The organism is Streptomyces sp. NPDC090499 (genome assembly GCF_044769305.1).
Lineage (GTDB): Bacteria > Actinomycetota > Actinomycetes > Streptomycetales > Streptomycetaceae > Streptomyces.
The window spans coordinates 435,782-448,786 of sequence record NZ_JBIVXP010000008.1 but is presented as its reverse complement, the minus strand read 5'-3'; the positions used below and the strand labels follow the sequence as shown (position 1 = coordinate 448,786).

Genomic DNA, 13,005 nt, shown 5'->3' with positions numbered 1-13,005 from the left:
CTCGCCGACCCACTCACCCATCGCCACAAGACGAGTCTGGTCCTGCCGCTCACGCGGCAGGACCAGAACCCCAAGATCTTCATCAGCCTTCTAGGCCCCGTCGGCCCGGCGCACGCCCGGGCCTCCCACCCGTCCGGCCCAACCCCGCTCGGCCAGAAGAGGCGAGCGGGCGTGACCGGTGTGACCGTGGTGGAAGGTATGGGCGCGCGCACGGATCCGAGGAGGCTGCATGGCCGAGGGACTGGTCGACGGCAGAGCGCCCCGCACTGCCCTGGCGGACGGCTCCGGCCGTCCCGCGCCGACCTTCGAAGCGATGAGTGCAGTCGCCGACGCCGTGCTCTACGAGGGCTATCTCCTCTACCCCTATCGGCGGTCCTCACCGAAGAACCGTGCCCGCTGGCAGTTCGGGGTCCTCTTCCCCCGCGATTGGGCGGAGGCCGACGGTCCGGTCAGGCCGGGGGTGTCGGGTTCGGCGGACTCCTGGTACCAGCAGACGGAGTGCCTGCTGCGGGTGCGCAGGCCGGACGCGGTCCTGCGGCTGCGGGTGCGGTATCTGCAGCTGCAGCACAAGCAGGTCGAGGACGCCGACGGGCGGCCCGTCGAGTCGCTGCACTGCGCCGACGGGACCGTGCAGCTGACCTTCGAGGAGGCGGTGGCCCGCGAGGCCGAGTTCACGGTCGCGCTGGACGGTGACGAACACGGGTTTCCGGTGGGCTCACCGGCCGGTGCCGACACCGAGGAGCTGCCCTCGGGCGCCGGGCGGATCGTCCGGCGCCGGGCGGAGGTGCGGGCGAGTACCGTCCTCGTGGCCGAGCGGCTCGGCGGAGACCTCCTCCGGCTCCGGGTACGCACCACGAACGAAGGGCACCTCGGAGACCCGCACGCCCCGCGCGACCGGGCCCTGCGGCACGCGCTGATCGCCACCCACACCCTCCTCGGCGTCGAGGGCGCGGAGTTCGTCTCCCTGATCGACCCGGGCCGGGCCCTCCAGGACGCCGCCCGGAGCTGCCGCAACGACTTCACCTTCCCGGTGCTCGGCGGCGCGCCCCCCGCCACCGCCCCCGACGACGGCTCGGTCTCCGCCCTGCTGCTCTCCTCCCCGATCATCCTCCCCGACCATCCCCAGGTGGCACCGGAGAGCCCCAGCGACCTGCACGACGCCGGTGAGATCGACGAGATCCTCACCCTGCGCACCATGCTGCTGACGGACGAGGAGAAGCGGGAGGCCCGGGCCACCGACCCGCGGGCCGCCGACATCCTCGACCGGGTCGACACCATGCCGCCGGAGGTCTTCGAGCGCCTGCACGGCGCCATCCGTTCGCTCAACCCGGTCGGCGAGACCATCGCCTGCGAAGGCCCCGTCGAGGCAACCGCCGACAGCGAAGGCCCCGTCGGCAAGGAGCCCACCGCGCGTCCCGCCTGGTGGCAGGAGGGCGGCGACGACGGGCTGTCCCCGGCCACCGACACGCTCCTGGTCGACGGTGTGCGGGTCGGCGGCGGCAGCCCGGTGCGGCTGCGCCCGCGCGGCAGGGGCGCCGACGCCCAGGACATGTTCCTGGTCGGCCGGACCGCGACCGTGGCCGCCGTCTTCCACGACGTGGACGGCAGCAGCCGTCTCGCCGTCACCGTGGACGACGACCCGGCGGCCGAACTGCACGGCTGGTACGGCCGTTACCACTACTTCCGGCCCGACGAAGTCGAGCCGCTCGGGGGCACCGACGTCCCGGATCCAGCGACGGCTGCCGAGCCGTCCCCGGGCCCACACCATCGGAGGCCTAGCAGATGAGCAGCAGCAAGAACGGCACCACGGCCGTCGGCGGCGAACCCGCCCGGGCCGACGGCGAGCACCAGGGCTTCGACGAGATCACCATCCTCTGGATCTCCGAGGGCATGAGCTGCGACGGCGACACCGTCTCCGTGACCGCCGCCGACCAGCCCTCCATCGAGGACCTGGTCCTGGGCCTGATCCCGGGGATGCCCAAGGTCAACCTGGTCAACAAGGTGCTCTCGCCGAGCCTGGGCGGCGAGGACTTCCTGGCGCCCTACCGGGCGGCGGCACGGGGCGAGCTGGAGCCGTTCATCCTCGTCATCGAGGGCTCGATCCCGAACCAGAACATCATCGAGGGCGACGGCTACTGGACGTCCTTCGGCAACGACCCGGAGACCGGCCAGCCGCAGACCCTCAACGACTGGATCGACGAACTGGCGCCCCGGGCCTGGGCGGTGGTCGCCGTCGGCACCTGCGCCACCTTCGGCGGCATCCACGCCATGGCCGGCAACCCGACCGGCGCCATGGGCCTCGCGGACTACCTGGGCTGGGAGTTCAAGTCCCAGGGCGGGCTGCCGGTGGTGAACATCCCGGGCTGCCCGGTGCAGCCGGAGAACTTCATGGAGACCCTGATCTGGGTGCTCTACCACGCGGCCGGCACCGCTCCCCCGCCGCCGCTGGACCACATGCTGCGCCCGCAGTGGCTGTTCGGCCGCACCGTCCACGAGGGCTGCGACCGCGCCGCCTACTACGAGCAGGCGACCTTCGCGGCGGACTACAACTCGCCCAAGTGCCTGGTCAAGACGGGCTGCTGGGGTCCGGTGGTGAACTGCAACGTGCCCAAGCGGGGCTGGATGGCCGGCATCGGCGGCTGTCCGAACGTCGGCGGTATCTGCATCGGCTGCACCATGCCGGGCTTCCCGGACGCGTTCATGCCGTTCATGGACGAGCCGCCCGGCGGCACCCTCTCCTCGCTAGCGATCAAGCCGTACGGGGCGGTCATCCGCAGGCTGCGCGGCTTCACCAACGAGCTGGTCAACCACGAACCCAAGTGGCGCCACAACAAGCGCAAGCTCACCAGCGGTTACGCCCCGCGCTGGCGCCCCTGACGCGCCACGGCCAGCACCACCCCAGTCCCCCCACAGCAAAGGTCAGCGAACGCCGATGACAACCGAGGCCCGGCAAAAGGGGCGCAAGCCCGCGCAGATCGTGGACATGTCCTGGGATCCGATCACCCGGATCATCGGAAACCTGGGCATCTACACGAAGATCGACTTCGCCAACCGGGAGGTGGTGGAGTGCCACAGCACCTCCTCCCTCTTCCGCGGCTACTCCGTCTTCATGAAGGGGAAGGACCCGCGCGACGCCGGGTTCATCACCTCCCGCATCTGCGGCATCTGCGGCGACAACCACACGACGTGCTCCGACTACGCCCAGCAGATGGCGTACGGCGTGAAGCCGCCGCCGCTGGCCGAGCACATCGTCAACCTCGGCGAAGCGGCCGAGTACATGTTCGACCACACGATCTTCCAGGACAACCTGGTCTTCGTGGACTTCTGCGAGCAGATGGTCAAGGCCACCAACCCGACCGTCCTGGCCCGCGCGCAGAAGACGAACGCGCCGCGCGGTGACATCCACGGCTACCGGACCATCGCGGACATCATGAAGGCCTTCAACCCCTTCGAGGGCGAGGTCTACAAGGAGGCGCTGAAGGTCTCCCGGACCACCCGGGAGATGTTCTGCCTGATGGAGGGCCGCCACGTGCACCCCTCCACCCTCTATCCGGGCGGTGTCGGCACCATGCCGTCACCGACCGCGTTCACCGACTACCTCAGCCGGCTGATGCACGTCATCGACTTCGTGAAGAAGGCCGTCGCCATGAACGACGACGTCTTCGACTTCTTCTACGAGGCGCTGCCCGGTTACGAGGAGGTCGGCAAGCGCCGCATCCTCCTTGGCTGCTGGGGCGCATGGCAGGACCCGAAGGTCGTCGACTACAAGTACGAGAACATGAACCGCTGGGGCAAGGCGATGTACGTCACCCCGGGCATCGTGGTCGACGGCGAGCTGGTCACCAACAACCTGGTCGACATCAACCTGGGCCTGCGGATCATGCTGGGCTCCTCGTTCTACGAGGACTGGGTCAACGAGGACCCGTTCGTCACCCACGACCCGCTCGGCAACCCCGTCGACATGCGCCACCCGTGGAACCAGACCACCCTCCCGGTGCCGCAGAAGCGGGACTTCGAGGGCAACTACAGCTGGGTGATGAGCCCCCGCTGGTACGACCAGCGCACCGGCGACCACCTGGCTCTCGACACCGGCGGCGGCCCGCTGGCCCGGCTCTGGTCCACCGCGCTCAGCGGCATCGTCGACACGCCGTACATCAAGGCCACCGGCAGCAGCGTGCGGATCTCGCTGCCCAAGGGGCCGACGCTGCCGGAGACCACGCTGGAGTGGAAGATCCCGAAGTGGTCCAACACCCTCGAACGGGACCGCGCCCGGCCGTACTTCGTCGCCTACGCGGCGGCCATGGCCCTGCAGTTCCTGGACGAGGCGATGGGTCTGGTGCGGTCCGGCGACACCAAGGTGTTCGAGGACTTCGAGGTGCCGGACGAGGCGATCGGCTGCGGCTTCCACGAGGCCGTCCGCGGGGTCCTCTCGCACCACCTGGTGATCAAGGACAAGAAGATCGCCAACTACCACCCGTACCCGCCGACCCCGTGGAACGCCAGCCCGCGTGACAAGTTCGGCACCCCGGGCCCGTACGAGGACGCCGTCATGGGCCAGCCGATCTTCGAGGAGAACGGCCCGGACGACTTCAAGGGCGTCGACATCATGCGCACGGTCCGCAGCTTCGACCCCTGCCTGCCGTGCGGTGTCCACATGTACACGGGCAAGGGCAAGACGCTGAGCGTCACGCACTCGCCGGTGTACGGGGCGAACCATGGCTGACGCGCGGCTCGACGGCCCGGCGGTCGAGTCCCGGCTGGCCCGGCTCGACGGGCTGCTGGAGAGCCTGGAGTCCGCCCCGGGGCCGACCGGCGGCTCGGCCGTCGAGGCGGTACGGCTGCTGACCGAGGTCTACGGCGAGGCGCTCGCCCGCGTCCTCGACCTCGCGGACCCGCCGCTGGCCGAGCGGCTCGCCGACGACGAGCTGCTCGACCACCTCATGGTCCTGCACGACATCCACCCCGACCCGCCCGAGCGCCGGGCCGCCCGCGCGGTCGAGCGGCTGCGCCCCGCCGTCCGGGAACGCGGCGGTGACGTCGAGTGGGCCGGGGTGGAGGGCGAGGTCGGCCGGGTGCGGCTGGCCAAGGGCGGCGGTTGCGGTTCGGGGTGCGGCGGAGGTACCACGGAGGTGACCGACGCCGTCCGCGAGGCGGTGCTCGCCGCCGCTCCCGAGCTGGCCGACGTGCAGCCGGTGCCCGAGGCCCCGGCGCCCGCCTTCGTCCCCCTGAACTCCCTGCGCCGGCCACAGGAGGCCCGGTGACCACCCGGACACCGCCCGGCGGAGCCCTGGCCCGTCTCATCCGCTCCTCGGCCGACCGGCAGCCGGCGGCCGGGGCGGAGGTGTGCGAGCTGTGCGCCGAGCCGCTGTCCGAGGACCATGCGCATCTGTACGACACCGGGCAGGCCGAGGTCCGCTGTGCCTGCCGCGCCTGCTCGGTGCTGTTCGCCGACACGCGGCAGCGCACCGGCGCGGGCGACGGCCACTTCCGGTTGATCCCGACCCGCCGGGTCCGCCTCGCGAAGGTCGACACCGCGGCCCTCGGGGTCCCGGTCGGCCTGGTCTTCTTCGTGCCGCGCGCCGACGGCACGGTCACCGCGGAGGGCCCGAGCCCGGCGGGGGCCATGCGCTGGGAGGTGGACGCGGCGGCCTGGCAGCGGGCGGTCGCCGGCTGCCCGCCGCTGGCCGGCATGACCCCCGACGTCGAGGCGCTGCTGGTCAACACGGTGCACGGCCTCGACCACCACTGGATCGTCCCGGTCGACGACTGCTTCCGCATGCTCGCCGTCGTCCGCCGGGAGTGGCGCGGTCTGTCCGGCGGCGGCCGGATGTGGCCGGCCGTGGAGCGTTTCTTCGAGGAGCTCACCGAGCGGCCCTGAGCCGAACGGCCTCGAGGAACGGCAGCACAGGAAGGCTCAGGAAGGAGAACCCCATGGGCAGCATCAGAGTCGGCCGCGCCCAGGCGAGGCCCGACACGCCGTCCCACGTGCCCGGCATGCACCAGGGGAACAGAGGTCCGTACACGAAGCAGACGGGACACCACCCGGACGGCACCGCCGACGCGCGGCGCTCGACCAACATCCACTGGAAGCGGCACGACGTCCTGCTGGACGTCATGCCGAACATCCCGCCCGCGTGACACCGAACAGGGAGTGCCCGCTGTGAAGATGCAACGCAAGAGAACCGGAACGGCGGCCCAGCGCGTGCTGACCGCCGAGGTCGCCGTGGTGGGCGCGCTGCTGCTGGCGCTGTTCGTCACCGAGATCCCCAGCATGATGCGCGAGATGAGGATCTGGCGGATCGCCGGCGGACTGCGCGCCGGTCACCGGTATCCGTGAGCCGGTCGTGCACGAACTGTCGATCGCGGCGGCGATCGTGGAGCAGGCCGACGAGTGGGCCCGGGCGGACGGCGCGGACACCGTCTCCGCGGTGACCGTCCGGGTCGGCGAACTGTCCGGGGTCGTCCCCGACGCCCTGGACTTCGCCTTCGAGGTGGCACGTGAGGGCACCGTCCTCGCCGCCGCCCGGCTCGTCGTCGAGCAGGTGACCGCACAGGCCTGGTGCGGGCCGTGCGCCGAGGAGTTCGCGGTGGGCATGCCGCCGTTCTTCTGGTGCCCGCGCTGCGACCGGCCCTCCACCGAGCTGCGCAGCGGCCGGGAGCTGGAGATCACCGCGGTCGAATGACCCCGCCGGTGGCCGGGACGGTCCGGGCACCGGCGGAGTCACGCCCTGTCGCCGAGCGAGAGCTGCCGTCAGCAGATGCGCGGCAGCTGCTCCCCGAGCGGGAGGTCGACGACCCGGGTGCCGCCGAGTCCGGTCGCCACCACCACCATGCCGGGGTGTTCGGTCACGCACTCCCCGATCCGGGTGGCACCGGCCCCCTGCGGGTGGGCACGCATCGCCTCCAGCACCGCGTCGGCGTCCGTGGGCGGGACGAAGGCGACGAGCCTGCCCTCGTTGGCGACGTAGAGCGGGTCCAGGCCGAGGAATCCGCAGGCGTTCGCGACCGCGTCCGGTACCGGCAGGGCGCGCTCGGCGAGCCGTACGCCCGTTCCCGAGGCGCGGGCGATCTCGTTCAGGGAGGCGGCCAGGCCGCCGCGGGTCGGGTCGCGCAGGACGTGGACGTCGGGGGTGACGTCCAGCATGGTCGCGACCAGGTCGGCCAGCGGTGCGGTGTCGCTCGCGATCTCGACGCCGAACTCCAGCCCCTCGCGCACGCTGAGCACGGCCACGCCGTGCAGGCCGATCGGTCCGCTGACGATGACGGCGTCCCCGGGCCGGGCCCGCTGCGGCCGGATGTCGACGCGCTCGGGGACGAGGCCGACGCCGGCGGTGGTGACGTACACCCCGTCCCCGTGGCCGCTCTCGACGACCTTGGTGTCGCCGGTGGCGATCGTGACACCGGCCGTCTCGGCCGCCGCGCCCATGGCCTGCGCGATGCGTTCGACGACGGCCAGCTCGACGCCCTCCTCCAGGACGAAGGCGGCGGAGAGGTAGGCGGGCCGGGCGCCGCTCATCGCCAGGTCGTTGACGGTGCCGTTGACGGCGAGGTCGCCGAGGCAGCCGCCGGGGAAGAACAGCGGCCGTACGACGTAGGAGTCGGTGGAGAGTGCGAGGCGGGCGCCGCCGAGGTGGAGGACGGCGGAGTCGGTCATCCCGGCAAGGAGGGCGTTGCCGTAGGCGGGGGCGAAGATCTGCTCGATCAGTTCGGCGGAGAGGGCGCCGCCTCCGCCGTGGCCCATGACCACGACCGGCTGGTCGCGGATCGGCGCCGGGCAGCTCCAGTTCGCGGGGTCGACGACGGTCTGCTCAGCCAACGGGGTTCATCTCCTCGCGCGGGAGCGCCGGTTCGGACATCCGGCGGTAGAGGTAGTAGGCGGCGCAGGCGCCCTCGCTGGAGACCATGGTGGCGCCGAGCGGGGTGCGCGGGGTGCAGGTGGTACCGAAGGCCGCGCAGTCGGTGGGTTTGATGAGCCCTTGGAGGACCTCGCCTGCGCGGCACTCGGCGGGTTCCTCGGTGCGGATGCCGGTGACGTCGAAGCGGTGCTCGGCGTCGAAGTCCCGGTAGGCCTCGCTCAGCCGCCAGCCGCTGCCGGGGATGCGGCCGATGCCGCGCCAGTTCCGGTCGGTGACCTCGAAGACCTCCTCGATCATGCGGATGGCGGCCGGGTTGCCGTCGGCGCGCACGGCCCGGGCGTAGGCGTTGTCCACCCGGTGCTCGCCGCGCTCCAGCTGGCCCACCGTGCGGCGGATGCCCTCCAGGATGTCGAGCGGTTCGAAGCCGGTGACGACGACGGGGACCCGGTGCCGTTCGGCGAGTTCGGGGTACTCGGCCATGCCCATCACGCTGCACACGTGCCCGGCGGCGAGGAAGCCCTGCACCCGGCAGGCGGGGGCGGTCATGATGGCCTCGATGGCCGGGGGGACCCGGACGTGGGAGACCAGGAGGGTGAAGTTGGTCAGGCCGAGGCGCTTGGCCTGGTGGACGGCCATGGCGTTCGCGGGGGCGGTGGTCTCGAAGCCGATGGCGAAGAACACCACCTGCTTGTCCGGGTGGCGGCGGGCCAGCTGGAGCGCGTCGAGCGGCGAGTAGACCACGCGGACGTCTCCGCCCCCGCCCTTGACCCGGAACAGGTCCCGGTCGGTGCCGGGGACGCGGAGCATGTCGCCGAACGAGCAGAAGACCACGTCGGGACGGGCGGCGATCTCCAGCGCCTTGTCGATGCACTCCAGCGGGGTCACGCAGACCGGGCAGCCCGGCCCGTGGATCAACTCGACCTCATCCGGGAGGAGTTGGTCGATGCCGTGCCGGATGATGGAGTGCGTCTGGCCGCCGCAGACCTCCATCAGGGCCCAGGGCCGGGTGACGGTGGCCCGGATCTCGTCCAGCAGCCGGCGGGCCAGCTTGGGGTCGTTGAACTCGTCGAGGTACTTCACCGGGCCTCGCCCCCCGCGGCCTCCGGAGCGGCCTGCCGGGCCGCCTGCTGCCAGGCGTCGCCGAACTCCTCCTCCAGGAGCCCCAGTTCCTCGAAGAGCTTGAGGGAGGCCAGGGCCGACTCCTCGTCGAGGCGCTGCAGGGCGAAGCCCACATGGACGATGACGTACTCGCCGACCTTGACGTCCGAGACGTACTCCAGACACGCCTGCTTCTGCACCCCACCGAAGTCGATCAGGCCGGTGAGCGGATCGGAGGTGTCGTCGATGCTCACGACTCTGCCGGGCACTGCCAAACACATGGGTCACTCCGTCTCGTCGCTGACTGCCTTGGGTCGGTCGTCGTCGGGTCGCTGTCCGTGGGCCGCGACCACCAGTTGCCCGAGCGCCAGTCCGCCGTCGTTCGGCGGGACTTCGCCGTGCCGCAGGACCGTGAATCCGGCGCCGTGCAGCAGGTCCGTGGTCGCGTCTTCGAGGAGCGCGTTGGCGAACACGCCTCCGGTGAGGGCGACGGCGGTCACTCCGGTGGCCCGGCGCGCTCCGCCGCACAGGTCCAGGACGGCCCGGGCGACCCCGCGGTGGAAGCGGGCCGCGATCGCCGGCACCGGGGTGCCGCGCCGCAGATCGGCGATGATCGCGCGCAGGGCGGGGGCCGGGTCGAAACGGTCGCCGAAGGGGTACGCGACGGTCTCCGCGCCCCAGGCCGCGCAGGCCTGCGCCTCCAGCTCCAGGGCGGCCTGGGCCTCGTACCCGGCGCGGTGGCACACGCCTGCGAGGGAGGACACGGCGTCGAAGAGGCGCCCCATGCTGGAGGTGGCCACGCAGCCGACCTGGCTCGGCAACTGCCGTTCCAGCAGGCGGAGTTCCTCGCGGGAGCAGGCGGCGACGCTGGGCAGGTCGGCGTCCCGGGGCAGACCGGCCGCCCACAGCCGGGCCAGTGCGGTCCGGCACGGATTGGCGACGCCCGCGTCCCCGCCGGGCAGCGGTGCCGGGGCGAGGTGGGCGAGGCGCCGGTAGCCGGTGTAGTCGGCGAGGAGCACCTCGCCGCCCCAGACGGTGCCGTCGTCGCCGTAGCCGGTGCCGTCGAAGGCGACGCCGATGACCGGTGTGGTGCCGTCGAGCCCTGCCTCGGCCATCGCGGCGGCGATGTGGGCGTGGTGGTGCTGGACGAACACCGGTCTGCCGAGCGCGAGTCGGGTGGCGCGGCGGCGGGCCCAGGCGGACGAGTGGTACCCGGGGTGGCGGTCGGCGGCGACGGTCTCGGGGTGGATCCCGGTCAGCCGGCGCATGTGCCGTTCCGCCCGGACGGCCGCCTCCAGGGTGGCCAGGTCGCCCATGTCGCCGATGTGCGGCCCGAACCAGGCAAGGTCGCCCTCGCCGACGCACAGCGCGTTCTTGAGGTCGCCGCCGACCGCGAGCGCGGGCCGTACCGGGACCGGCAGGCGCAGCGGGCGCGGCGCGTAGCCGCGGGAGCGGCGCAGGACCTGTTCGGTGCCGTCGGCGCGGACCCGCAGCAGGGAGTCGTCGCAGGGCGAGGCGATGGGGCGGTCGTGGGCGAGCCAGGCGTCGGCCAGGCCGAACAGCCGGGTCAGCGCCTCGTCGTCGTCCGTGACGATGGGCTCGCCCGAGCGGTTGCCGCTGGTCATGACCAGGACGCGGGGGCCGGGCGGGTCGCAGGGGAGGCCGAAGAGGAGGGTGTGGACGGGTGTGTAGGGCAGCATGACGCCGAGGTGCGGGCTGCCGGGGCAGACGCCGGGAGCCAGCCGGGTGGCGGGGCGGGGGCGGAGCAGGACGATGGGACGGCGGGGACCGGTGAGCGCGGCCCGCTCGGCCGTCCCGACCTCGGCGATGCGCTCGGCCTCCGCGAGGTCGGCGCACATCACCGCGAACGGCTTGTCGCCGCGCGCCTTGCGGGTGCGCAGGGTGTCCACGGCCCGGGCGGCGGAGGCGTCGCAGGCCAGGTGGTAACCGCCGATGCCCTTCACGGCGACGATCCGCCCGGCGGCGAGCAGTTCTCGCGCCCGTGAGAGGGCGTCACCGTCGCGAGCGGCTCTCACCCCGCTGCCGGCGGCGGGCACCAGCCGCAGCCGGGGACCGCACTCCGGGCAGGCCACCGGCTGGGCGTGGAAGCGGCGGTCGGCCGGGGCGTCGTACTCCCGGGTGCAGGCGGGGCACAGGGGGAAGCCGGACATGGTGGTGACCGCGCGGTCGTACGGCATGCCGGTGGCGATGGTGAAACGGGGGCCGCAGTGGGTGCAGGTGATGAAGGGGTGGCGGTGCCGGCGGTCGGCCGGATCGGCCAGTTCGCGCAGGCAGTCGGCGCAGGTCGCGGTGTCGGGCGGCAGGAGGGTGCGGCCGGGGGCGGACTGCTCGGTGGCGCGGATGGTGAAGCCGGCCTCGGCCCCGGTGGCCGGTAGCTCCTGGACCGCCACGGCGGTCACGGTGGCCAGCGGCGGCGGCTCACCGGCGAGCCGCGCGCAGAACCGTTCGACGCCGGCCGTCGTTCCCTCGACCTCGATGAGCACGCCGCTCGCCGTGTTGCCGACGAACCCGGTGAGCGCCAGGTCGGCGGCCAGCCGGTGGACGTAGGGGCGGAAGCCCACGCCCTGCACGGTCCCGCGCACCGTGACGCGCCGACGGACGGCCGTCGTCGTGGTGGGCGCCGTCACGAGGCGGTCGGGGCGTGGACGTGGCCGTGCGGGTGCGGGGCGAGCGGCGGGCGGTGCGCCGGGGCGCCGTCCCGTACGGCGAGCACCCGGTCGAGGACGGTGTCGACGCCCTCGCCGGTGCGGGCGCAGGAGCGCACGATCTCCACCCCGGGGTTGACCCGCCGCACGTGCTCGGCGAAGGCGGCCTCGTCGAAGCCGGCCGGTCCGGCGAGGTCGGTCTTGGTGAGCACGACCAGGTGCGCGGAGCCGAAGGCGGTGGGGTACTTCGCGGGTTTGTCCTCGCCCTCGGTGACCGCCATCAGCACGATCCGCAGGTGCTCGCCGAGGTCGTAGGAGGCCGGGCAGACCAGGTTGCCGACGTTCTCCACGAACAGCAGCGCGGTGTCCGGCGGCAGCCAGCCCTCCAGGTGGCCGCGGACCTGCCGGGCCTCCAGGTGGCACAGCCCGTCGGTGAGCAGCTGCTTCACCGGCGCTCCGGAACGGGCCAGGCGCTTCGCGTCGTTCTCGGTGGCGAGATCGGCGGTGAAGGCGGCGACGGGGACGCCCCGCTCCCCCGCCCGGGCCAGCACCCGGCCGAGCAGTTCGGTCTTGCCGCTGCCGGGGCTGGAGAGCAAGTTCACCACGCCGACGCCGCGCGCGGCGAGGTCGCCGCGCAGGCTGGCGGCCAGGCCGTCGTTCCTGGCCAGGACGGCCCGGGTGACCTGCTCCGACTGACACATGGGGACTCCGCTCAGGTGGATGGCGTTCGTCTGCCACGGGCCGGTGGGGGCCGGTCGCGCCCACACGGCGGCAGCCGCACATCGGCTCAGCCCCGCGCCCCCGACGGGGCGCGTCCGCTCAGCGATCCTCCGCGCCGCCGGCGGCTGTCGGCGGGCGACCGGCCGCGGCGGGGGCCGCGGATTCCTCCGGGCGGTCCAACGCGGGCGTGGCCAGGGGATCGGCGAGCAGTGCCGGGACCAGGGCGTGCAGGGCGGCGACGGCCCGTTCGACCGCGTCCCGGACGGGGGCGCTCAGCCCTGGGGCGATGTCCTCGTCGCCGCGCGGCAGCTCTCCGGGCTCACAGGCGAGCACGAGGACGCGGGGCAGCGGCTCCTCGCCGAGGTGGGCGGCGAGGGCCAGGACCTTCGCCGGGTCCATGGCGTGTGCCTCGGGCGGGGCGGCCGATCGGCGGTCGGGGAGCTCGGGCTCGACGAGGGACAGGGTGCCGGGGCGTTCCCCGCGGGCGGCCGCGTCCACCAGGACGACCACCGGCCAGCCGTCGAGCAGGGTGTAGGCGAGGTCCATGCCCCGGATGCCGAAGTCCCGGACCCGCGCCTCGGGCGGCAGGGGACGCTGCTCCAGGGCGCGGACCACCTCGGGGCCGAAGGCGTCGTCGCCGAGGAAGATGTTGCCGACGCCCGCCA

Annotated in this window: 14 protein-coding genes; 8 read left to right on the top strand and 6 right to left on the bottom strand. The window is 73.0% G+C overall.

What is annotated here, in order from left to right; all coding sequences use genetic code 11:
• Nucleotides 1-229: 229 nt before the first annotated feature.
• Genes ACIQVL_RS29585 through hypA form a run of 8 tightly spaced genes read left to right on the top strand, consistent with a single transcriptional unit; the run spans nt 230 to nt 6,683 of the window.
• Complete coding sequence (locus tag ACIQVL_RS29585; RefSeq protein WP_403476826.1) at nt 230-1,786, top strand: hypothetical protein; 1,557 nt, start codon at nt 230-232, stop codon at nt 1,784-1,786.
• A complete protein-coding gene (locus ACIQVL_RS29580; protein WP_403425733.1) occupies nt 1,783-2,877 on the top strand; it encodes a hydrogenase expression protein HypE in 1,095 nt (364 codons plus the stop codon). Before ACIQVL_RS29585 ends, ACIQVL_RS29580 begins: the two co-directional genes overlap by 4 nt.
• A 55-nt stretch (nt 2,878-2,932) precedes the next feature.
• Complete coding sequence (locus tag ACIQVL_RS29575; RefSeq protein ID WP_403425735.1) at nt 2,933-4,723, top strand: nickel-dependent hydrogenase large subunit; 1,791 nt, start codon at nt 2,933-2,935, stop codon at nt 4,721-4,723.
• The gene (locus tag ACIQVL_RS29570) at nt 4,716-5,261 is read left to right on the top strand and encodes a NifU family protein (protein ID WP_403476825.1); all 546 of its coding nucleotides are present in this window, start codon (nt 4,716-4,718) and stop codon (nt 5,259-5,261) included. Before ACIQVL_RS29575 ends, ACIQVL_RS29570 begins: the two co-directional genes overlap by 8 nt.
• Entirely contained in the window at nt 5,258-5,878 is a 621-nt protein-coding gene (locus ACIQVL_RS29565; protein WP_403476824.1) for a DUF5947 family protein, read from the top strand. Before ACIQVL_RS29570 ends, ACIQVL_RS29565 begins: the two co-directional genes overlap by 4 nt.
• Before the next feature lie 53 nt (nt 5,879-5,931).
• The gene (locus ACIQVL_RS29560; protein ID WP_403476823.1) at nt 5,932-6,138 is read left to right on the top strand and encodes a hypothetical protein; all 207 of its coding nucleotides are present in this window, start codon (nt 5,932-5,934) and stop codon (nt 6,136-6,138) included.
• A gap of 28 nt (nt 6,139-6,166) precedes the next feature.
• Complete coding sequence (locus ACIQVL_RS29555) at nt 6,167-6,337, top strand: hypothetical protein (RefSeq protein ID WP_362587085.1); 171 nt, start codon at nt 6,167-6,169, stop codon at nt 6,335-6,337.
• A gap of 7 nt (nt 6,338-6,344) precedes the next feature.
• The gene (gene hypA / locus ACIQVL_RS29550) at nt 6,345-6,683 is read left to right on the top strand and encodes a hydrogenase maturation nickel metallochaperone HypA (RefSeq protein WP_403476822.1); all 339 of its coding nucleotides are present in this window, start codon (nt 6,345-6,347) and stop codon (nt 6,681-6,683) included.
• Nucleotides 6,684-6,751: 68 nt separating this feature from the next.
• Here the strand turns inward: hypA and hypE are convergent, their stop codons facing one another.
• The 6 genes from hypE to ACIQVL_RS29520 all read right to left on the bottom strand — a co-directional run.
• On the bottom strand, nt 6,752-7,741 hold the full coding sequence (gene hypE / locus ACIQVL_RS29545; protein WP_403476834.1) for a hydrogenase expression/formation protein HypE: 990 nt from the start codon (nt 7,739-7,741) through the stop codon (nt 6,752-6,754).
• 67 nt (nt 7,742-7,808) lie between these two features.
• The gene (gene hypD, locus ACIQVL_RS29540) at nt 7,809-8,936 is read right to left on the bottom strand and encodes a hydrogenase formation protein HypD (protein WP_403476821.1); all 1,128 of its coding nucleotides are present in this window, start codon (nt 8,934-8,936) and stop codon (nt 7,809-7,811) included.
• Nucleotides 8,933-9,235 (bottom strand): HypC/HybG/HupF family hydrogenase formation chaperone, encoded by a 303-nt coding sequence (locus ACIQVL_RS29535; RefSeq protein ID WP_403476820.1) that lies wholly within the window; start codon nt 9,233-9,235, stop codon nt 8,933-8,935. Before ACIQVL_RS29535 ends, hypD begins: the two co-directional genes overlap by 4 nt.
• 3 nt (nt 9,236-9,238) lie before the next feature.
• Complete coding sequence (hypF, locus tag ACIQVL_RS29530) at nt 9,239-11,602, bottom strand: carbamoyltransferase HypF (RefSeq protein ID WP_403476819.1); 2,364 nt, start codon at nt 11,600-11,602, stop codon at nt 9,239-9,241.
• Nucleotides 11,599-12,321, bottom strand: a complete 723-nt coding sequence (hypB, locus tag ACIQVL_RS29525; protein ID WP_403476818.1) for a hydrogenase nickel incorporation protein HypB — start codon at nt 12,319-12,321, stop codon at nt 11,599-11,601. Before hypB ends, hypF begins: the two co-directional genes overlap by 4 nt.
• A 118-nt stretch (nt 12,322-12,439) precedes the next feature.
• Nucleotides 12,440-13,005: hydrogenase maturation protease (locus ACIQVL_RS29520; protein WP_403476817.1), on the bottom strand; the 566-nt coding region annotated here is incomplete at its 5' end.

Excerpts from the sequence above, each read along its gene's own strand:
- ACIQVL_RS29535 (WP_403476820.1), bottom strand. The coding sequence starts at position 9,235 with ATGTGTTTGGCAGTGCCCGGCAGAGTCGTGAGCATCGACGACACCTCC.
- ACIQVL_RS29580 (WP_403425733.1), top strand. The coding sequence starts at position 1,783 with ATGAGCAGCAGCAAGAACGGCACCACGGCCGTCGGCGGCGAACCCGCC.
- ACIQVL_RS29560 (WP_403476823.1), top strand. The coding sequence starts at position 5,932 with ATGGGCAGCATCAGAGTCGGCCGCGCCCAGGCGAGGCCCGACACGCCG.
- ACIQVL_RS29575 (WP_403425735.1), top strand. The coding sequence starts at position 2,933 with ATGACAACCGAGGCCCGGCAAAAGGGGCGCAAGCCCGCGCAGATCGTG.
- ACIQVL_RS29570 (WP_403476825.1), top strand. The coding sequence starts at position 4,716 with ATGGCTGACGCGCGGCTCGACGGCCCGGCGGTCGAGTCCCGGCTGGCC.
- ACIQVL_RS29585 (WP_403476826.1), top strand. The coding sequence starts at position 230 with ATGGCCGAGGGACTGGTCGACGGCAGAGCGCCCCGCACTGCCCTGGCG.
- ACIQVL_RS29555 (WP_362587085.1), top strand. The coding sequence starts at position 6,167 with ATGCAACGCAAGAGAACCGGAACGGCGGCCCAGCGCGTGCTGACCGCC.
- hypE (WP_403476834.1), bottom strand. The coding sequence starts at position 7,741 with ATGGGCCACGGCGGAGGCGGCGCCCTCTCCGCCGAACTGATCGAGCAG.
- hypB (WP_403476818.1), bottom strand. The coding sequence starts at position 12,321 with ATGTGTCAGTCGGAGCAGGTCACCCGGGCCGTCCTGGCCAGGAACGAC.